General features: G+C 43.9%; 20 protein-coding genes. 15 read left to right on the top strand and 5 right to left on the bottom strand.

What is annotated here, in order from left to right:
- Positions 1-38: 38 nt before the first annotated feature.
- From CGZ90_RS08095 to CGZ90_RS08075, 5 genes are all read left to right on the top strand, one after another.
- The gene (locus CGZ90_RS08095) at positions 39-1,049 is read left to right on the top strand and encodes a LacI family DNA-binding transcriptional regulator (protein WP_094251885.1); all 1,011 of its coding nucleotides are present in this window, start codon (positions 39-41) and stop codon (positions 1,047-1,049) included.
- Between the two features lie 94 nt (positions 1,050-1,143).
- Complete coding sequence (gene fucP / locus CGZ90_RS08090) at positions 1,144-2,487, top strand: L-fucose:H+ symporter permease (protein ID WP_338032226.1); 1,344 nt, start codon at positions 1,144-1,146, stop codon at positions 2,485-2,487.
- A gap of 61 nt (positions 2,488-2,548) precedes the next feature.
- On the top strand, positions 2,549-3,562 hold the full coding sequence (locus CGZ90_RS08085; protein ID WP_094251883.1) for an aldose 1-epimerase family protein: 1,014 nt from the start codon (positions 2,549-2,551) through the stop codon (positions 3,560-3,562).
- A 12-nt stretch (positions 3,563-3,574) separates the two neighbouring features.
- A complete protein-coding gene (gene rbsK, locus CGZ90_RS08080; protein ID WP_094251882.1) occupies positions 3,575-4,498 on the top strand; it encodes a ribokinase in 924 nt (307 codons plus the stop codon).
- Between the two features lie 123 nt (positions 4,499-4,621).
- A complete protein-coding gene (locus CGZ90_RS08075; RefSeq protein WP_094251881.1) occupies positions 4,622-5,644 on the top strand; it encodes a potassium channel family protein in 1,023 nt (340 codons plus the stop codon).
- Between the two features lie 68 nt (positions 5,645-5,712).
- On the opposite strand, the gene deoD is transcribed toward CGZ90_RS08075, so the two are convergent.
- The 5 genes from deoD to CGZ90_RS08055 form a co-directional block, all read right to left on the bottom strand.
- The gene (gene deoD / locus CGZ90_RS08070; protein WP_094251880.1) at positions 5,713-6,417 is read right to left on the bottom strand and encodes a purine-nucleoside phosphorylase; all 705 of its coding nucleotides are present in this window, start codon (positions 6,415-6,417) and stop codon (positions 5,713-5,715) included.
- Positions 6,418-6,574: 157 nt separating this feature from the next.
- Positions 6,575-6,739 (bottom strand): type II toxin-antitoxin system antitoxin, encoded by a 165-nt coding sequence (locus CGZ90_RS20680; RefSeq protein WP_165766808.1) that lies wholly within the window; start codon positions 6,737-6,739, stop codon positions 6,575-6,577.
- A gap of 12 nt (positions 6,740-6,751) precedes the next feature.
- On the bottom strand, positions 6,752-7,612 hold the full coding sequence (locus tag CGZ90_RS08065) for an SPFH domain-containing protein (RefSeq protein ID WP_094251879.1): 861 nt from the start codon (positions 7,610-7,612) through the stop codon (positions 6,752-6,754).
- Positions 7,613-7,706: 94 nt separating this feature from the next.
- Positions 7,707-8,357 (bottom strand): alpha/beta hydrolase, encoded by a 651-nt coding sequence (locus tag CGZ90_RS08060; RefSeq protein WP_094251878.1) that lies wholly within the window; start codon positions 8,355-8,357, stop codon positions 7,707-7,709.
- Positions 8,344-9,006 carry an NUDIX hydrolase gene (locus CGZ90_RS08055; protein ID WP_094251877.1) on the bottom strand — a complete coding sequence of 221 codons (663 nt, stop codon included), beginning with the start codon at positions 9,004-9,006 and terminating at the stop codon, positions 8,344-8,346. The genes CGZ90_RS08060 and CGZ90_RS08055 overlap by 14 nt, the downstream gene beginning before the upstream one ends.
- Before the next feature lie 488 nt (positions 9,007-9,494).
- On the opposite strand from CGZ90_RS08055, the gene CGZ90_RS08050 reads away from it, so the two are divergent.
- The 10 genes from CGZ90_RS08050 (at position 9,495) to CGZ90_RS08005 (ending at position 18,896) form a co-directional block, all read left to right on the top strand.
- Positions 9,495-10,319, top strand: coding sequence for an MBL fold metallo-hydrolase (locus CGZ90_RS08050; protein WP_094252443.1), 825 nt, complete (start codon positions 9,495-9,497; stop codon positions 10,317-10,319).
- Positions 10,320-10,382: 63 nt separating this feature from the next.
- On the top strand, positions 10,383-10,943 hold the full coding sequence (locus CGZ90_RS08045) for a 5-formyltetrahydrofolate cyclo-ligase (RefSeq protein WP_240515389.1): 561 nt from the start codon (positions 10,383-10,385) through the stop codon (positions 10,941-10,943).
- Positions 10,943-11,731, top strand: a complete 789-nt coding sequence (locus tag CGZ90_RS08040; protein ID WP_094251875.1) for a DUF92 domain-containing protein — start codon at positions 10,943-10,945, stop codon at positions 11,729-11,731. The genes CGZ90_RS08045 and CGZ90_RS08040 overlap by 1 nt, the downstream gene beginning before the upstream one ends.
- A 52-nt stretch (positions 11,732-11,783) precedes the next feature.
- Positions 11,784-11,963, top strand: a complete 180-nt coding sequence (locus CGZ90_RS08035) for a hypothetical protein (protein ID WP_094251874.1) — start codon at positions 11,784-11,786, stop codon at positions 11,961-11,963.
- Positions 11,956-12,627 (top strand): HAD family hydrolase, encoded by a 672-nt coding sequence (locus CGZ90_RS08030; RefSeq protein ID WP_165766807.1) that lies wholly within the window; start codon positions 11,956-11,958, stop codon positions 12,625-12,627. Before CGZ90_RS08035 ends, CGZ90_RS08030 begins: the two co-directional genes overlap by 8 nt.
- 51 nt (positions 12,628-12,678) lie before the next feature.
- Positions 12,679-13,728, top strand: a complete 1,050-nt coding sequence (locus CGZ90_RS08025; RefSeq protein ID WP_094251872.1) for a M42 family metallopeptidase — start codon at positions 12,679-12,681, stop codon at positions 13,726-13,728.
- Positions 13,729-13,907: 179 nt separating this feature from the next.
- On the top strand, positions 13,908-15,392 hold the full coding sequence (locus CGZ90_RS08020) for a spore germination protein (protein WP_094251871.1): 1,485 nt from the start codon (positions 13,908-13,910) through the stop codon (positions 15,390-15,392).
- Positions 15,393-15,509: 117 nt separating this feature from the next.
- On the top strand, positions 15,510-15,701 hold the full coding sequence (locus tag CGZ90_RS08015) for a YqgQ family protein (protein WP_094251870.1): 192 nt from the start codon (positions 15,510-15,512) through the stop codon (positions 15,699-15,701).
- Between the two features lie 19 nt (positions 15,702-15,720).
- Complete coding sequence (locus CGZ90_RS08010; protein WP_094251869.1) at positions 15,721-16,686, top strand: ROK family glucokinase; 966 nt, start codon at positions 15,721-15,723, stop codon at positions 16,684-16,686.
- A 332-nt stretch (positions 16,687-17,018) separates the two neighbouring features.
- Entirely contained in the window at positions 17,019-18,896 is a 1,878-nt protein-coding gene (locus CGZ90_RS08005) for an LTA synthase family protein (protein WP_094251868.1), read from the top strand.
- Positions 18,897-18,948 lie beyond the last annotated feature (52 nt).

Genomic DNA, 18,948 nt, shown 5'->3' with positions numbered 1-18,948 from the left:
GAATAAAATCTAAACGTTTACATTTTAGGAGCATGGAAATGGAGACAAAACCAAATATTCAAGCTGTTGCCAGACTTGCCAATGTTTCTATCGCGACGGTGTCGCGGGTCATAAACGGCCAGGGAGGTGTCCGGAAGAAAACAGAAGATAGGATTCTCAAGGCTATAGATGAACTTGGGTATATCCGGAATGCGGCGGCAAGAACAATGAAGAAGAAGGAAACAAAGACGGTCGGTGTCATCGTGCCTGATATCAAGAACCCTTTTTTTCCGATCGTGATGGCAGGAATTGAGCAAAAAGCCCGTGAGAAAGGATATTTTACTATTCTCAGCAGCACGAACGAATCACAGGCTATGGAAGAAAACATCGTCAAGAACTTCATCGAGCGGGGTGTAGATGGTGTCATCATCACAACGGCTAATGAGAACAGTGACCATTTAAAGGTGCTTCAGGTGCAGGGGATTCCGATAGTAGCTGTCGACCGCAGTATCAAGCAATTAGAGGCAGACACCGTATTGGTGGATAATGAAAAAGGAACATATGAAGCTGTCAGCCACTTAATTTCTGAAGGCCATGAAAAAATAGCCATCATCTGCGGACCGCTCGAGACAACACCGGCTTACAGGCGGCTGAAAGGATACAAGAGGGCACTGAATGACCACAATATCATGGCAGATGAAAGGTATATTATTAAAGGGAACTTTCAGGAAAGCAGCGGATACAAAGGTACAAGGGACTTGTTTTTATTAGATGAGCGGCCGACTGCTATCTTTTCATCCAATAACTTGATGAGTTTAGGATGCATAAAAGCGATGCAGGATCTGAACTGGAAGCTTGGGAATGAGGTCTCGTTCATCGGGTTCGATGATATCGATATCGCTACATTGGTAAACCCGAAACTGACTGTTGTGTCACGTCCTATGAATCTGCTTGGAGAGCTCGCTTTTCAGCTGCTGCACGAGCGCATGTCGGTCAAAGATGACTTACCGAAGCGAGAGTATATTTTATCGCCAGAATTGAAAATCAGGGATTCTTGCAGGCTGATATGAGTCTGCACTACTGCGTCTAATTATCTAAACGTTTACATTTCTAAATATTCTGAAACTAATTCCGGAAGCGCTTTAATTAAAGGAGATGAAAATTATGAAAAATATTACCCAGCTGCAGGATGGCTATTTAAACAAAACACCTATTTTTCAGTTTATCTTATTATCTTTTCTTTTTCCGTTATGGGCTGCTGCAGCAAGTTTGAATGATATTTTAATCACGCAGTTCAAGCATGTTTTTGAACTGAGTGACTTTGCAAGCGCGCTCGTTCAAAGCGCGTTTTATGGAGGATATTTTCTTATTGCCATTCCTGCTTCGATCGTGATAAGGAAGACAACTTACAAATTCGGCATTATCATTGGTCTCATCTTTTATATTGCAGGGTGCTCATTATTTTTCCCAGCTTCCCATATTGCGACATACACGATGTTCTTGTTCGCTCTTTTTTCAATTGCGATAGGACTTGGTTTTTTAGAAACGGCGGCGAATACGTACAGCTCGATGATCGGGCCGCGGAAGTATTCTATTTTAAGGCTGAACATCAGCCAGACGTTCCACCCGATCGGTGCAATTTCCGGCATTTTGCTAGGAAAGTACCTTGTTTTTCAAGAAGGAGTCAATATCGAGGCGAAGATGGCAAGCATGTCGCCTGATGAAGCGAAAGCATTCGGTCTTGAGATGCTGCAGCATACTTTACAGCCATATAAATACATGATCTTTGTACTAGTAGCAGTTCTGATTTTATTTATCATCACGAAGTTTCCTTCCTGTAAGCCGCTCGACAGCACAGGGGCAAAGGAAAAGCCGCCCGGTGCTCTGGATACACTGAAGCATCTGGCTTCTAATGCACGGTACCGAAAAGGGATCGCAGCACAGTTCCTTTACGTGGGAATGCAGGTCACAATCTGGTCATTCACTATCCGCCTAGCATTGAACTTGGACAGCTCTTTGGACGAACGCACTGCATCCAATTTCATGGTTTACAGCTTTATCGCTTACTTTATAGGGAAATTCATCGCCAACTTCTTGATGACGCGCTATTCGCCGTCTAAAGTTTTGTTCGTCTACTCGATAATCGGAACAATTACACTTCTGTACGTTTCATTTGTACCAAATATCACTGCAGTATATGGAGCGATCGCTATCAGTGTCCTTCTTGGACCATGCTGGCCGACGATTTATGCAGAAACACTTGAAACCGTCAAAGATAAAAAATATACCGAGATGGCCGGAGCGATTCTCGTGATGTCCATCATTGGAGGGGCAGTTATTCCAGCAGTGCATGGAGTTGTGTCGGATATGCTCGGGTCTCTTCAGACAGCGTTTATCGTTCCGGCAGCATGCTTCGTCTATATCGCTTATTACTTTTTCAAAGAGATGAAAACACAGGACAGACAAGTGCATGACGTGCATGGAGCAGTGAATAAAGAAGCATTGTAAAAAAATTGGGCAGGCGGGAAGATTCAGCCTCCTGTCTGCCATTATAAGAAAGGATGTTTACATGACAAGCAGAATACATCTTCAGAGAGAATATTTTCATGAAAATAAAAGAGTGTTTTTTCAAAATGAAGAGTTCACAGTCACCCTGTTTAAATATTCGAGCGGTATTGAAGGGGCGGAGATCAAAAATTCTCGCGGAAGAATGGTCGTTCTCCCATATTATGGTCAGATGGTATGGGATCTTGAGTTTGACGGTGTCGATTTAAAAATGAAAAATATGTTTAAAGAGCCAAAAAAGGCTGATGATATTATCGGCACATACGGGTGTTTTGCTTTCCATTCAGGGCTCGTCAGAAATGGCTGCCCATCTCCGGAAGATGACCACCCGCTTCACGGTGAAATGCCATGCGCACAAATGGATCGTACGTGGCTCGAAGTAACAGATAGAAGCGTTAAAGTATGCGGTTCTTTCGAATATGTAAAAGGGTTCGGCCACCATTACAATGCAAAGCCAACTGCCGCGATGTTCGATTCTGAAACGTACATTGAACTGAATATGGAAGTAGTGAACATGGCTTCCACACAAATGCCGCTGCAATACATGTGCCATACCAATTATGCGTATTTAGAAAATGCTGCATTCAAGCAGAGTATTCCAGAGGGCGCTTTTGTACTTAGGGAATCGATTCCAGAGCATGTAAAACCGACAGATAAATGGCTCGTATTCAACGAGGCATTGAAAACGGGTGGAACAATGCTTGAAAAGCTTGATCAGCCTGAAATGTATGACCCTGAAATCGTCTTTTTCGCAGATAAACTGGATAAGTATGGAGACGAAGCTGAATTTGAGATGATCACGCCTGATGGAACTGTGTTCTTTACTAAATTCGCGACTGCAGAATTTAATTATGCGACAAGATGGATCCTGCACAATCCTGATCAGCAAGTGGGAGCATTTGTCCTGCCGGCTACATGCAGGCCAGAAGGCTTTGTTGCCGCTGAAAAATCTGGGACGCTGATCATGCTTGGAGCAGGAGAGAAAAAATCATTTACTGTCATCACAGGAAAAAAATAAGGAGGAAACAACATGGATATCGCAGTGATCGGATCCAACATGGTGGATCTTATATCCTATATTGATAGAATGCCGAAAGAAGGTGAGACACTTGAAGCACCTGATTTTGAGATCGGCTGCGGCGGGAAAGGAGCTAACCAGGCTGTAGCTGCTGCAAAAATGGGCTCTGATGTCATGATGGTCACGAAGGTAGGCGATGATTTATTTGCAGACAATACGATTCTTAACCTTGAAAAATATGGTATTGATACAGAATTTGCAGTGAATGTCCCTGGAACTTCGAGCGGCGTTGCTCCCATATTCGTTGATCCTGAATCGAAGAACCGCATTTTAATCATTAAAGGCGCAAACAAGCATCTTAAGCCAGAGGATGTAGATCAGGCTTCAGAAAAATTAAAACAATGTTCGAGTATTGTTCTGCAGCTTGAAGTGCCGCTTGAAACCGTGTACCGTTCGATTGAATTTGGAAACGAACACAAGATTCCTGTCATCTTAAACCCGGCACCTGCAACTAAAGATTTAGACTTTGATTATGTCTGCAAGAGCGACTATTTTATCCCAAATGAATCTGAGCTTGAAATCTTGACTGATATGCCTGTTGAAACAGAAGATCAGATCGCCGAAGCGGCCAGGTCCCTTGTTCATAAAGGTGTGAAGAATGTGATTGTGACGATGGGGAGCCGCGGTGTGATGTGGGTGACAAAGGAAAGCATTCAAACCGTTCCTTCACATACAGTAAACGCGGTGGATACGACGGGAGCCGGAGATGCCTTTATCGGCTGCTTCGCGCATTTCCTCGTAAAGGATGGGAACGTGCTGGAGGCTATGAAGATGGCATCAGCTTTTGCGGCATTAAGCGTTACGATGCGCGGAACTCAAACATCTTATCCGCAAGCTTCAGAACTTGAAAATTTTTTGTCATCGAAAATAAAATAAGAACAGCTGGTTAAAAGGAGGTTTCTATTGAAATCTCCTTTTCATTTTTTCTTCAAATATTTCCCTTCTTTCCTTTTTACTCTGTTAAGATGAAGAAAAGTAAAAAGGAGGGGAAAAAGCGACATGTGGTTTGTATTCAGGTTTTGGGCAAGAATTTCGCGTTTGAACTTCGGCGCGATTGTATTGTCAGCACTATCTGTCATCATTTTAAGTTCTATTATCATTTATGCGATTGAACCCGAAACATTTGAGAAGCCGTCAGATGCGGCATGGCTTGTCATGACAACGGTTTACACTGTCGGTTACGGCGACCTTTCGCCAAAAACGTTTGAAGGGCGCATGTTTTTTATGCTGTTCGTCTATCCAATCGGATACGGAACGGTAGCATTATTTGTAGCAAAGCTGTTTGATGTGATCACTTCGTTTAGAAGGCTAAGGGAGGAAGGTAAGTTGAATTTCAAAGGATCAGGGCATTATGTACTGATAGGCTGGTCAAAAAAGACAGAAACAGCGATTGAGGAAATATTAGAAGCAGAGTCTGGTGCGCAAATCGTGCTGATAGATGAAAGAGAGACGGCTCCTCTTCATCACCACAATGTTCATTACATAAAAGGAGATGCATCTGAGGAAGACACACTTCACAGGGCCAATGTACTTCAGTCGCGTTCAGTGTCGATTTTCTCTGATGAAAAGATGGATGCTCTGGCTGCAGACGGAAAGTCATTGCTGATCGCTTCAGCCGTTGAGAGCATGTCCAGCCTCCATAATCAATCTATTTATACGATTGTGGAAATAATGAAAGAGACACATTTAGCCAAATTTAAACACGCCAAAGTGAACGAACCAGTATTGTCCACAGACAGTGTGTCGCGTCTGATGGCACAGGCATTGCTTCATAACGGTTCGAGTGAATTCTTTTATGAGCTGATGAGCAAAAAAGAAGGCGAGAACTTATATGAGGTTACGAGCCGGCCAGAATGGAAGACCTACCGTGAAGCCTTTTTAGCGTTAATGGAAGAAGGGGCGATTCTTGTGTGGGATACACAAAAAAAGGCTGTGAACAACAAGTTGAACGAGACAATCCCTGCCGGATCCCGCCTGTTTGTTATATGTGACAGCACGGTTTATGAGCGGATCAGAAACTGATTTTTATTCGTATAGATGAAAAACCCGCTGTCAGTTGACAGCGGGTTTTTCAGTACAGTAATAGGAGGCTATTGAATAGCAGCTTCCAATGCCATCACAATCATGTCGTTGAAAGTAGTCTGGCGTTCTTCAGCCGTTGTTTCTTCACCGGTGAAAATATGATCGCTCACCGTAAGGATAGAAAGTGCGTTTCGGCCATATTTTGCAGCAAGAGTGTATAATGCTGTTGTTTCCATCTCAACGGCAAGTACGCCGTATTCCCCAAGTTTCTTGACCGGTTCCATGCTTTCACGGTAAAACACATCTGCCGTCAGCACGTTGCCGACACGGACGCTTAATCCTTTTTCAAGACCAGCTTCATAAGCCTTTTTCAAGAGGTCAAAATCAGCACAAGGTGCAAAATCGAATCCAGGGAATGTCAGGTGGTTCATTCGCGAGTCAGTACAAGCGGTCATAGCGATGATCACATCACGGACCTTTACATCTTTCTGAATCGCTCCGCATGTCCCGACACGGATTAAATTTTTAACGCCATACTCGTTCATCAGCTCGTTAACATAGATCGAGATCGATGGCACGCCCATGCCTGTTCCTTGAACTGAAACACGCTTACCTTTATATGTTCCTGTAAAGCCGAGCATTCCACGTACTTCATTGTAGCAAGTTACATCTTCTAAAAATGTTTCTGCAATGTATTTTGCACGCAGCGGGTCACCCGGGAGCAGGATGGTTTCTGCGATGTCTCCTTGTTTTGCATTAATATGTATACTCATTTTCTTGCCGCTGTCTATTCTTCAGACAGACGGCGTTCACCTCCAGCGATTTATTTGAAAAAAGGTTCTCCTATACAATACAACTTCTTACTCAGTATGTAAAAGACCGAACAATAAAATTCATGAAAGAAAGCATCCGAAAAGCCGGATGCTTTCTTTATTCAGGTTTATCTTCCTTCAGCCGGCCTGCTTTTTTTGCCGCTTCTTTTAAGAGTATTTCGATCTGGGCGTTCACACTCCGCAGTTCGTCATCCGCCCATTTTTCAAGAGCTTCATAAAGCTTCGGGTTGATCCGGAGCGGAAAAGCCTTGCGCTTTGACATATCTGCACATCCTTAATGTATGGTCCCGGCATTGATGATCGGCTGGCTTCCTTTTTCAGAAACAAGAGCAACGAGGAGATTATTGACCATCTGCGCCTTTTTCTCTTCATCCAGATCTACAACGCCTTCTTCTGAAAGCTGTTCGATGGCCGACTTTACTAAGCCGACCGCGCCATCAACGATCACTTTACGTGCAGAGAGTACAGCCTGAGCCTGCTGGCGCTGCAGCATGGCTGAAGCGATCTCAGAAGAGTACGCTAAGTGCATGATACGTGCTTCAAGCACCTGCACTCCAGCTACATTAAGGCGTTTCTGCAGGTCATTTGCCAGCTGTTCAGCGATCTCGTCACTGTGCTGCCTCAAGCTCATCGTTTCTTCATCGCCATGAACGTCATATGGGTATTGGCTGGCAATATGGCGGATTCCTGTTTCACTCTGGATGTGAACGAACCTTCCATAGTCTTCTACATCAAATATCGCTTTCGCAGAATCCGAGACTTTATATACGACGACAGCGGCAATCTGTATCGGGTTTCCCTGCAGATCATTTACCTTTAATTTTTCACTCGTAAAGTTAGACACACGCAGAGAAACGTTTTTCTTGAGTGTCAAAGGAACTGTCACCCAGAAGCCTTGATCCCTGATGACTCCGACGTAAGTTCCGAAAAATGTTAGGACCTTTGCGGAATTGGGCGGAACAATCGTTAAGCTAGACAGTATTAAAAGGGCTAATAAACCACATAGAGCAGCAGCTAAGAGGTATACAGGTCCATTCTCAGGTATGTTTAAAACGAAATAAAGACCTGCAGCACCGAGCAACAATGCAGCCAAAGTTCCAAGAAATCCATTCATTTTCCAAACGTTCTTTTCCATTTACATCCCCCTCATATCAAAGTGATATCACATTGATATTATATCATGAAATAAATGGAAAAATGCATCTTTTCAATAAAAAAAGAGCGGAAGTTTACCGCTCTATAGTTTCCCCAATATGCTTAAACAGCTGATTTAAAAGAGTGAGTGATTCTAAGGTTTTTCCAGGATATTCTAGACTGTGGTCGGCTCCTTCAATCAAACGGAATGTAATATGTTCATTGCTTGCCGTCTCATAATACTTCTCAGCGGAATAGTGGCGGTCTTGGCTGCCGATGAGGCACAAACCTTTTTGTGGGCTCTCCTTGATAGCTTGATACACACTTGCGACATTCAGTAGAGGAGTCAGCCATACGGCTTTGGCATCATGAAAGACATCCTTTTTTAATAATGAACTCATAGCGATCGTGCCGATTGATTTGCCGATGAGATAGAAGTTTTCATAGGAACGCTCTTCAAGGACAGAGGCGACAACGATTTCGGAATCGAACTCGATCGCCTTGTCCAGTTCTTCAACACTGAACTCGTCGTATGCTTCATCAAAGTATTGATAATTCACTTGCAGTACATCGTGTCCGTCATTTAAAAACATGCCAGTTGAATAATGAAACAATGGACCTTCTGTTGTATAACCAAGACCAGGAAGCATGATCGCCAGCGTGCTGGCATTTTCGTTCTTAGACAAAAGGGTGTAAGGCACATTCATCTCGTTATAGCCTTTAATTTTGCCTCTAAACGCTTTCATTAAAATTCCTTCTTTCGTTTGTTTTTTTCAGTAGATGCTCTTCCATTTTCTGAAGGACTGAGATGTAGAAGCTAGCATCGTGAGGAGCGAATTCGTTTCTAAGAGCCATTTTGTCAATGCAGATTCTTTTTCCGGCTGCATCAAACATAAATCCTTCAACATGTATCGCAGCAACTCTGTCCAGCCATAAATCATAAAAATCTTGATATTTCGTCTTGACGATTCCAGAGACTTCTTCGTTAGGAAGCAAGAATTCATCCCAAGAAATTGGAAGATCGTACAAGTGAACATGTGCAAATTCGCGGTCGGTAAACCCTGGCCGAACGCAGTTATACGTAAATATCCCTAAATTCACGAGATCATCATAAATCACTGATAGGCCGAGTTCTTCTTTTAATTCCCTGACCCCGTCAGCTGCCGATTCATCAGCGGTCAGATGGCCAGCTGCAGAGATATCCAGAAGCCCGGGAAAATCTTTCTTATTCTCACTGCGAATTTGCAGATAAATGTATGCTGTACCGGCCACTTCTTCCACTAGCCAGCAATGGAAAGCTTCATGCCAGAGACCGAGCTTATGAACATCTTCTCTAGTAGCAGTTCCAATCTGCTTGTGCTGCTCGTCAAATGTCTTTACTACTTCGATTTTCATGCCGCCTCCCAAATTTCACGTATACTCATTCATTCTGTTTTCGTTAACAATTATCCTCCTAAAGTCGTACAACATTTCAGGAGTATGACCGAGGTCAAAAAACAGTTAAAACAGATAGAATAAAAGAAAAGGGCTCTTTTCTAAAAGATTGTTGCTTTTGAACGGTTCGTTTTTTTTTAGGAATTTCAGCGAAGTTGTTACTGAAGTGGAAGCATCAACGCAAAATCCATGTTGAATATTTCGATTTTAGATTCAATTGTTTGGCTGGCACTTTTATCACATGCGCTTACGCGTCTTGAATCCATCATTGAGAAAGTTAATCGGAGTGTAAGGCGCCGACTCCTGCGGGACGAGCGGGAAGGTGAGACCTCTCAATGGCGCGTTGCGACGAGAGGGCTCACCGCCCGCCCCGCGGAAAGCGTGCGCCTGAAACGGAGATTAACCACTTCTCTGAGTCCATAAATTTCAAAAAAGGGGAGATCATCAGCATGAAAAATTTCATTTGTGCGACTTGCGGTGTGCAGTATGAACGAACGGTTACAGCTCCAGACAGATGTATCATTTGTGAAGACGAGAGACAGTACGTTGGACGCGATGGACAGGAATGGACAGATCTCTTGACCATGACAATGAGCGGGAAGTATCAGAATAAAATAATGTCTCATGAAGATGGTTTGTTCAGCATCACGACCACGCCTGAATTCGCTATCGGGCAGTCGGCTTATTTAGTGCAGGTGAATGGGTTCAGCTTGCTTTGGGACTGTATTACATATATCGATGAAGAAACGGTATCAGCACTGAAGGATCTTGGTGGAATTAACGGTATTGCACTGTCGCATCCTCATTATTATTCCTCACAGGCAGAATGGGCAGAAAGGTTTGAGGTACCTCTTTATATCCATGAAGACGACAAAGAGTGGGTGACGAGGGGAAGCAGCCGGATCGTGTTCTGGGGCGGAGAGAAACTGGAGATTGCAGACGGGCTGACTCTCATCCGGCTTGGCGGTCATTTTAAAGGCGGTTCTGTGCTGCACTGGCGCGGCGGTGACAGCGGAGCGGGAATATTGCTCAGCGGAGACATCATTACTGTTGCCGCTGACCGTAAACATGTGAGTTTTATGTACAGCTACCCGAACATGATTCCGCTGCCGGCTGCGACCGTAAAACGCATGGCAGAGAAAATAAAGCCTTATCCGTTTGGCAGGCTATACAATGCATTTTTAAGAATCATTGAAGAAAATGCAGATGAAAGAGTGCAGTGCTCTGCAGAACGGTATATCCAGGCGCTGAACGGAAGCTATTTCAGCACGTGATTTTTTTAGAGTTACTTTTCCTATATACTGTCTTGTATAGAGACAAATAGGGAGGACTGCATCTTGGATAAAAAGGAATGGCGCAGACTAATGAAGCAGAAACTGCAGGCGATGGATCAAGACGAACGGAACCGTGCATCATCAGCTGTTCATCGTGAGCTTTTTGAGTCGCAGATATGGAACCGAGCAAAAAGCATCGCTATTACGGTTTCGCGTGAATTCGAACTGCCGACCAGGCCGGTCATAGAAAGAGCTTGGATCGAAGGGAAAAATGTATCGGTTCCAAAATGTGATCCGATTTCTAGAAGCATGCAATTCCGTTCGATCACATCATTTGATGAACTCGAAATTGTTTATATGGACCTTTGCGAACCAATTGAGTCGCTGACGTATGAAGTGGACAGATCAGAAGTAGACTTGATGTTCGTTCCTGGTCTCGTTTTCAGCCGCGATGGGTACAGGATCGGCTATGGCGGAGGTTATTATGACCGCTATCTAGAACATTTTAAAAATAAAACCGCAGCGATGGCCTTTTCATTTCAAGTCGAGGAATCACTTCCTACAGAACCTTTTGATATACCGGTCGCTGCGATTCTGACAGAGAATGGCTGGATCGAAAGATAATGGCTGTATTCGCAGCTGGGGCAGCGATCGCCTTATTTTGTTTTATTGTTTATCGGTTAAAACTTCTTACAGCTGGAGGATCATCAGCGGCCTTTGTGCTCGGCATCACAGCTTATGCTGCCTTTGACTGGCATGCGCTTGTACTGATCGGAGCTTTCTTCGCCTCATCTGTCATTTGGACAAAGTTCGGAAAACGAAGAAAAATTGCGTCTGAGGTGCTGCGCCACGAATCAGGAGGAAGAACAGCAGGACAGGTTTTGGCAAATGGAGGAGCAGGCCTCGCCGCGGCAGCCGTCCATCTTTTTATGCCTTCGCCTGTATGGCTTGCTGCGTTTGCTGCTTCTTTCGCAGAAGCAGCAGCAGATACGTGGGCTTCTGAACTCGGTTTTTTGTCAAAAGAGAAGCCTTATCATCTTAAGCTGCGCAAAAAAGTAGAGCCTGGCCTTTCAGGGGCGGTATCATGGCTTGGGTCGACTGCATCAGCAGCAGGAGCGATTTGTATTGCAGTGGCAGCTTTTCTGCTTTACAACGAGATCTCTTTGGCAGTTGCTGCGATTATAGCAGCCAGTGCAGTTGCTGGCTGTTTTGCAGACACTATCTTCGGCGCATGGGTTGAACCGGCATGCCAATGCCGCAGATGCGGAATACAAACAGAATCAGAGTTGCATTGCGGTGAGAAGACTGTAACGACTCGAGGTGCTGTGTGGATGACGAATAATATGGTCAATTTTCTTTCTTCTTTTTTCTCAGCATGTCTTGCAGCCGCACTGACAGCTCTGCTGTTATGAATAAATAAACGCAGGATAGCGAAAAGTATGAAAAAGAAAGGGGCATGTACGTATGATTCGTTTTATGATTAAAGTCTTATTTCTTCTTGCAGCTGGCATGAGTTTATATAAGTACCGATACCGGCTGATGAACATGATGCTAGGTGTTCCTGCATTGAGGCGTTTTGCAGTCGGAAGTGCGATGTCATTTCCGGGAGTCCGTTCCAAGGTGATGGATGATATCTTTGAATAATAACACATGCTTTTTCTTCGACCTCGACGACACATTGATTGATTACGAAGCCGCTTTCGAGCAGGCTTCTTTCTTTATTTTTACTCAGATGCATCCTGAATGTGACGTTCGGAAATGGTTCAGGAAGTTTAAATTTTACTGTGATGAATACTGGAAGCTCTTAGAGAACGGAAAAGTCTGCCGCACGTTGTATCAGAAAATGAGATATGAGCAGGCGCTGACCGATCTTGGCTTGGCAGCCGGAAAGGGGGAATCAGAAGTTTTTCACGAAAACCTCGCAAAGGTTATTCCTCGGTTTTGTGTGCCTTTTTCTTGGGTCAGCAAGCTTTTGTCTTATTTTTTTGAAAGAGACATTGCCTGGGGAATCATCAGCAATGGGTTTTCCAGAGTTCAGCGGTCAAAACTGAAAGTCCTCCCTGTAAAAGTGGATGAATCTCTGCTATTTATTTCAGAAGAAACTGGATTCGAGAAGCCTGATATACGTTATTTTCACTTTGTCCAAGAAAAAACGGGTTTCAGCAACTTGGTGTATGTTGGAAATTCTTACGAACAGGATGTTGCTCCCGCAGCAGCAGCCGGCTGGAAAACAATCTGGCTGAACTCTTCTCAGGGCGGTGTTACGGCTGTAACTGCAGAGATGGCAGAAGCCTGCTTTATTATGTGAAATCCTGTATAATGAACGTGGATATATGATGAAATAAAGGGGGAGAAATTGATGTCAGCTATCACAGACGGACAGAAGATAGTGGATCATTTAAAAGAGCTAGTACATATTCCGAGCCCATCAGGTTTTGCCGAAAAAGCGATTACTTTCATGAAGGAATTTTTTGAGAAGAACGGGGTGGCGTATACTGTCACAAACAAAGGTGCGATCATTGCGACCATTAAGGGAAAAAACGACAGCCGCCACCGTATGCTGACTGCTCATGTGGACACTCTCGGCGCGATGGTGAAGGAAGTAAAATCCAGCGGGAGACTGAGCCTTTCAATGATCGGCGGCTATTACTGGAACACTGTGGAAGGAGAATATTGCACGATTCACACCGCTTCGGGCAAAACGATTTCGGGTACCGTTTTGATGCACGAAACAGCAGGTCATGTTTATAAAGGGATGAACGAGCTGAAGCGCGATGAAAAACATATGGAAGTACGGGTTGATGGGGTATTCCGATCAAAAGAGGATGCTCTCAGTGCAGGAATTTCAGTCGGCGATTTCGTCTCATTTTCCCCTCGCTTTGAAGAAACGGAAAATGGTTTCATTAAATCGCGCCATCTTGACGATAAGGCGAGTGTAGCGATTCTTATGCATATTATTGAAAAAGTAAAAGATGAAAACGTCCAGCTGCCTTACACGACCCATTTCCTGATCAGCAATAATGAAGAAATCGGCTATGGCGGGAATTCAAACATTCCAGAGCAGACGGTGGAATACTTAGCAGTTGACATGGGAGCGATCGGAGACGGTCAGGAGACAGACGAATTTACCGTTTCCATCTGTGCGAAAGACTCAAGCGGGCCGTATCATCTTGGACTCCGAAACAAGCTTGTTCAGCTGGCTGAAGAAAACAGCATAAAATACAAAATCGATATTTATCCGTATTATTCTTCAGATGCTTCGGCAGCAATAAAGGCAGGATATGATATCGTTCATGGGCTGATCGGACCGGGCATCGATGCCTCTCACGCATTTGAACGGACTCACCGCACTTCATTGCTGCACACAGCAAACCTGCTGTATGTGTATTTACAGTCAGATATGTCCTAAACCCGCGATACGCGGGTTTTTTTTTTATGGCTTCTTTACAACTGGCAAACAGACATAGGTGTGCTGTATGTGAGCTGTCAAATGAATGCAATATACTAAGTGTCAATATACATAATAAGATTATAGTAAACTTAACGATTGAATCTCATCATGTATGTTTTAATGGTTCTTCGACAAGGATGATAACAGGAGGGATTTGTTTGAGTTATTATCCTAAGAAGAAGCATATGTCACGGTCGTTTGATGAAAACGTCGCATATTTAAAAAAACAGCTTGGAATTGATATTAGTTTTGACTGCCTTTATCTGGATCTGGAATACGCCGGGCGCCGCATGGCGTTTTTTATGATTGACGGATTCGTAAAAGACGATATCCTGCACTATCTTATGAAACTACTTTCGCAGCTTGAGCCGTCTGATCTAGATCCTGATCCGCTCATGAAACTGCTGAAAACACATATACCGTATATAGAGGTCGGAAAGTCAGAAGATTTAAACCAAGGAGTGGACTGGGTGCTGAGCGGCCCGGCGATCCTTCTCGCGGAAGGGGTGGATGCAATCATTTCCATCGACGCGAGAACGTATCCTGTCAGGGGGCCGGAAGAGCCAGACGTGGAGAGGGTAGTGCGCGGAGCTAGAGACGGATTTGTTGAAACGATTATTTTCAACACAGCATTGACGAGAAGAAGAGTGCGTGACAGATCGCTGCGTATGGAATACATGAGCATCGGCCGGCGATCAAAAACGGATGTCTGTGTTTCATACATCGAGGATATTGCCGATCCGCATATCGTGAAAGAAATCAAAGAAGCACTGAAAAGAATTGATACAGACGGGCTGCCGATGGGAGAGAAAACGGTGGAAGAGTTTGTATGCGGACAGCATTGGAACCCCTATCCGCTCGTACGTTACACAGAGAGGCCAGATACGGCTGCAGTCCATCTGTTAGAAGGGCATGTACTCGTTTATGTTGATGGATCCCCAGCCGTCCTGATCACACCGACGACGTTCTGGCATCACCTTCAGCATGCAGAAGAATACAGGCAGAAGCCGGTCGTAGGCGCTTATTTACGGCTTGTACGTTTTCTTGCCGTATGGGTTTCGATTTTCTTGCTCCCACTGTGGTACTTGCTTGCTGTTAATCAAGGGCTTTTGCCTGCTGAGCTTGGGTTCATCGGACCTGAAAAAGACGCGGCGATTCCGCTGCTGATACAATTCATCCTTATTGAACTTGGAATGGATATGCTCCGTATGGCGACCATCCATACGCCGTCAGCCGTTTCAACTGCTCTCGGACTTGTGGCTGCCATTTTAATCGGCTCAGTAGCGGTTGAAGTAGGGATGTTCATAAACGAGGTCATATTGTATATCGCCATTGCTGCGATCGGTACTTTTGCGACGCCAACTTATGAATTGAGTCTAGCGAACCGTATAGTCAGGCTTGTCCTTTTGCTTATAACTGCTCTGCTGGGGGTGCCGGGGTATGTGGCCGGCTCTGCACTGCTCATTATTTTTTTTACAACATTCAAGTCTTTTCATATCCCTTATTTGTGGCCGTTCATCCCGTTCAACTACAGAGCATTGCGCGATGTAATCGTACGTTCGCCGATCCCGCTGAAAAACAGGCGCCCCGTTGTGCTGCACCCTAAAGATCCGGATAGATAATGATGAAAAACAGGATATTTTCCTGTTTTTTTTATTTTGTAAATGCAGATTCAATACTTTTCATAACTTTTGTGCAAAGGCTTGCATTCATTTGTTATAATATGAACGGTGATGACTATGAAAACGTTTTATGATGTACAGCAGCTTCTCAAACGGTTCGGATCATTTATTTATACAGGGCACCGATTAGGGGATCTTGAACTGATGATGGAAGAAGTTAGACAGCTATATAAAGACAGGCTTATTATGGCGGAGGAATTTCAGAAAGCTATGCTTATTCTCCGTGCCGAACAGAACAAATATCAATAATAAGAAGGGGAATACAACAATGGCAGAACAATGGCTAACAGGAATAGATGTCGGCGGTACGACGATAAAAATGGCGTTCGTTTCTATGGACGGCGAGCTTATTCATAAATGGGAGATTCCCACTGATGTATCAGAGGGCGGTCTTCATATCACGAAGCATATCAGCAGTTCATTGCGCCATACGCTGTCAGTGCTTGGACAAGAGGAAAGTGTTCTGAAAGGAATCGGTCTTGGTGCTCCAGGATTTATTGAGATGAAAACAGGGTTCATCCACCATGCCGTAAACATCGGCTGGAAGAACTACCCGCTGAAAGACGAACTCGAAAAAGAAACGGGTCTTCCTGTTACAGTAGAAAATGATGCGAATATGGCTGCGATAGGAGAAATGTGGAAAGGTGCCGGAAACGGTGAAAGCGATCTTTTATGCGTAACCCTAGGAACGGGAGTAGGCGGAGGAATCATCTTAAACGGCCAGATCGTACATGGTGTGAACGGGATGGCTGGAGAAATCGGGCATATCACCTCTATTCCTGAAGGCGGAGCTGCATGCAACTGCGGAAAAACCGGCTGTATCGAGACGATTGCCTCTGCAACGGGGATTTCCCGGATTGCTGCCCTTCATATAGAGAGTAACAAGGATTCCTCTTTATATAAAGTTTGGAACGATACAAAAACGATCACCGCTAAAGATGTAGCAATATCAGCGGCAGACGGGGATGAATTTGCATCAGAAGTGCTCGAGAAAGTTACGTTTCACCTCGGCCTCGTGATCGCTAACCTGTCTAACTCTATCAATCCTGGGATGATCGTGATCGGGGGCGGTGTTTCTAGTGCAGGAGAAACACTGTTAATGCCGCTGCGCCGTCATTTTGAAAAGTTTGCTCTTCCTCGTGTTGCAGAAGGGGCACAGTTTGCCATCGCCACTCTCGGAAATGATGCCGGAGTGATTGGCGGGGCATGGCTTGCTAAACAGAATATGAGATAATGCATGACAGTTAAAAGCCTTCCTGATATTTTTTCAGGAGGCTTTTTTTTTGCTATATAGGAAGAACTTACTAATATGTACAAAACTGAAACTTTTCTATAGCTGAACCGTCTAAAGATTTGGCAGAAACAAGAGAGAATGATAGACAAACACCAAGTGCGGAATTGTCAGAATCTTGAAATAGGCCTTTGGGGTATTGTAATACAGTATGAAACGCTATATTATAACCTTTATGTGAAGCATTGTTAAGATTTTGTTAAGAAGATTTAACAGTGTACGGACGGAATAAAAATAGTTTTGAAATTAAGAAAGCTAGGAGGTAACAGGACGTCATGAAGTTAAAGATTAAACAGTCTTTTTTCGAGTATAGATTCTTTTTTATCGCGAGCGCGTTTTTGTGGTTCAAGACATACTTCATTTATAAAACGGCATTTGAAATACCAATGGACAATGTGATGCAGCAAGTCATTCTTTTCATCAATCCTCTTAGTTCTACGCTGCTGTTTTTAATGTTCAGTCTGTATTTTTCTGGTAAAAACCATAGGCGTATGATCGTACTGATCAGTGCCGTTTCAACGTTTGTCATGTATGCCAATATGGTGTTCTACCGGTTTTTTAATGACTTTATCACGATTCCGGTTCTTTTTCAGACGAGCAATATGGGTGATCTTGGCGACAGCATTTTTTCTTTGATCGAGCCTCTTGACTTGCTTGTCTTCGCAGACATCATCGTTCTTGCTGTATGGATGAACCGCAGGAATTATGCTCCGAAACGGGCATCAAGAAAACAGATCGGCATCACCTTTGCCGCGGCTATCGCGATCTTTATCATCAATGTAGGCATCGCAGAAACAGAAAGGCCGCAGCTGTTGACCCGTTCATTTGACAGGGAGATGCTGATCAAAAATATTGGAACGTACAATTACCATATTTATGATGCGGTTATCCAGTCAAAAGCAAAAGCTCAAAGAGCCTTTGCTGATGGAAGCGAAATAACGGATGTGGAAAACTATGTAAGAGCAAATTACAAAAACCCTGATCCAAAAATGTTCGGAAAAGCAAAAGGCAAAAATGTTTTCTTGATTTCCGTTGAATCGACTCAAAACTTTGTGATAAATGAGACGGTAAACGGAAAAGAAATCACGCCTTTTTTGAACGATCTTATTAGCGACAGCTATTATTTCCCGAACTTTTACCATCAGACAGGGCAGGGGAAAACGTCTGATTCCGAATTCCTGCTCGATAATTCCCTTTATCCGCTTCCAAGCGGGGCGGTGTTCTTCACACACGCTCAGAACCAGTTCAATGCTACACCTGAACTGATCAAGAAGCATGGCTATGAATCTGCGGTGCTTCATGCGAATAACAAAAGCTTCTGGAACCGTGACATCATGTATGATTCTCTTGGTTATGATAAATTCTTTTCATTGAAAGACTATGAAGTCACTCCCGAGAATTCTATCGGGTGGGGGCTGAAAGACAAAGAATTTTTGCAGCAGTCTATCCCGCACATCCAATCAATGAAAAAACCTTTTTACGCCAAGTTCATTACTCTTACGAACCACTTCCCGTTCACTCTGGATGAAGAAGACGAGTACATCCCGGAATGGACATCTGATGATGGCACTGTCAACCGTTATTTCACGACTGTGCGCTACACAGATGAGGCACTAAAGGAATTTTTCGAATCTGTAAAACAAGCGGGTCTTTATAAAGATTCTATCTTTATCCTTTACGGTGACCATTACGGTATCTCTGAAAACCATAATCCTGCCATGTCACAGTTTCTCGGTAAAGAGATCACACCGTTCGAATCCGTCCAGCTCCAAAAAGTGCCGCTGATCATTCATATGCCGGGACAAAAAGGAAAAGTGATGGAAACTGTCGGCGGACAGATAGATCTTAAGCCTACCATTATGCACCTGCTCGGTATTGAAACAAAGAACGATATTCAATTCGGTACCGACTTATTTGCGAAAGGACGCCAGGATTTCGCGGTGCTTCGTGACAGCTCGTTTATCACGAAAGATCACGTGTTTACCGGAAGTGTTTGCTATGATAAAACTACTGGCGAAAAAACAGACAGCAAAGCATGTGAAGCTCTCGGGGAACGCGCGAAAGCAGAGCTTGGTTTTTCCGATAAAATTATCTATGGTGATCTTTTGAGATTTTTTGATAAAAATGTTCATACAGAAAAAATGAAACAATAATCCTTTCAGCCGGAGCTTTTAAAAAAGCTCCGGCTGTTTTTGTCATATACGC

Source organism: Fictibacillus aquaticus, assembly GCF_002245695.1.
In the GTDB taxonomy this organism is placed as follows: domain Bacteria; phylum Bacillota; class Bacilli; order Bacillales; family Fictibacillaceae; genus Fictibacillus; species Fictibacillus aquaticus.
This window is presented reverse-complemented; position numbering and strand designations above follow the sequence as displayed.

Excerpts from the sequence above, each read along its gene's own strand:
- deoD (WP_094251880.1), bottom strand. The coding sequence starts at position 6,417 with ATGAGTATACATATTAATGCAAAACAAGGAGACATCGCAGAAACCATC.
- CGZ90_RS08040 (WP_094251875.1), top strand. The coding sequence starts at position 10,943 with ATGGCTGTATTCGCAGCTGGGGCAGCGATCGCCTTATTTTGTTTTATT.
- fucP (WP_338032226.1), top strand. The coding sequence starts at position 1,144 with ATGAAAAATATTACCCAGCTGCAGGATGGCTATTTAAACAAAACACCT.
- CGZ90_RS08010 (WP_094251869.1), top strand. The coding sequence starts at position 15,721 with ATGGCAGAACAATGGCTAACAGGAATAGATGTCGGCGGTACGACGATA.
- CGZ90_RS08025 (WP_094251872.1), top strand. The coding sequence starts at position 12,679 with ATGTCAGCTATCACAGACGGACAGAAGATAGTGGATCATTTAAAAGAG.
- rbsK (WP_094251882.1), top strand. The coding sequence starts at position 3,575 with ATGGATATCGCAGTGATCGGATCCAACATGGTGGATCTTATATCCTAT.
- CGZ90_RS08060 (WP_094251878.1), bottom strand. The coding sequence starts at position 8,357 with ATGAAAGCGTTTAGAGGCAAAATTAAAGGCTATAACGAGATGAATGTG.
- CGZ90_RS20680 (WP_165766808.1), bottom strand. The coding sequence starts at position 6,739 with ATGTCAAAGCGCAAGGCTTTTCCGCTCCGGATCAACCCGAAGCTTTAT.
- CGZ90_RS08095 (WP_094251885.1), top strand. The coding sequence starts at position 39 with ATGGAGACAAAACCAAATATTCAAGCTGTTGCCAGACTTGCCAATGTT.
- CGZ90_RS08050 (WP_094252443.1), top strand. The coding sequence starts at position 9,495 with ATGAAAAATTTCATTTGTGCGACTTGCGGTGTGCAGTATGAACGAACG.
- CGZ90_RS08085 (WP_094251883.1), top strand. The coding sequence starts at position 2,549 with ATGACAAGCAGAATACATCTTCAGAGAGAATATTTTCATGAAAATAAA.
- CGZ90_RS08035 (WP_094251874.1), top strand. The coding sequence starts at position 11,784 with ATGATTCGTTTTATGATTAAAGTCTTATTTCTTCTTGCAGCTGGCATG.
- CGZ90_RS08020 (WP_094251871.1), top strand. The coding sequence starts at position 13,908 with ATGATAACAGGAGGGATTTGTTTGAGTTATTATCCTAAGAAGAAGCAT.
- CGZ90_RS08005 (WP_094251868.1), top strand. The coding sequence starts at position 17,019 with ATGAAGTTAAAGATTAAACAGTCTTTTTTCGAGTATAGATTCTTTTTT.
- CGZ90_RS08065 (WP_094251879.1), bottom strand. The coding sequence starts at position 7,612 with ATGGAAAAGAACGTTTGGAAAATGAATGGATTTCTTGGAACTTTGGCT.
- CGZ90_RS08075 (WP_094251881.1), top strand. The coding sequence starts at position 4,622 with ATGTGGTTTGTATTCAGGTTTTGGGCAAGAATTTCGCGTTTGAACTTC.
- CGZ90_RS08055 (WP_094251877.1), bottom strand. The coding sequence starts at position 9,006 with ATGAAAATCGAAGTAGTAAAGACATTTGACGAGCAGCACAAGCAGATT.
- CGZ90_RS08015 (WP_094251870.1), top strand. The coding sequence starts at position 15,510 with ATGAAAACGTTTTATGATGTACAGCAGCTTCTCAAACGGTTCGGATCA.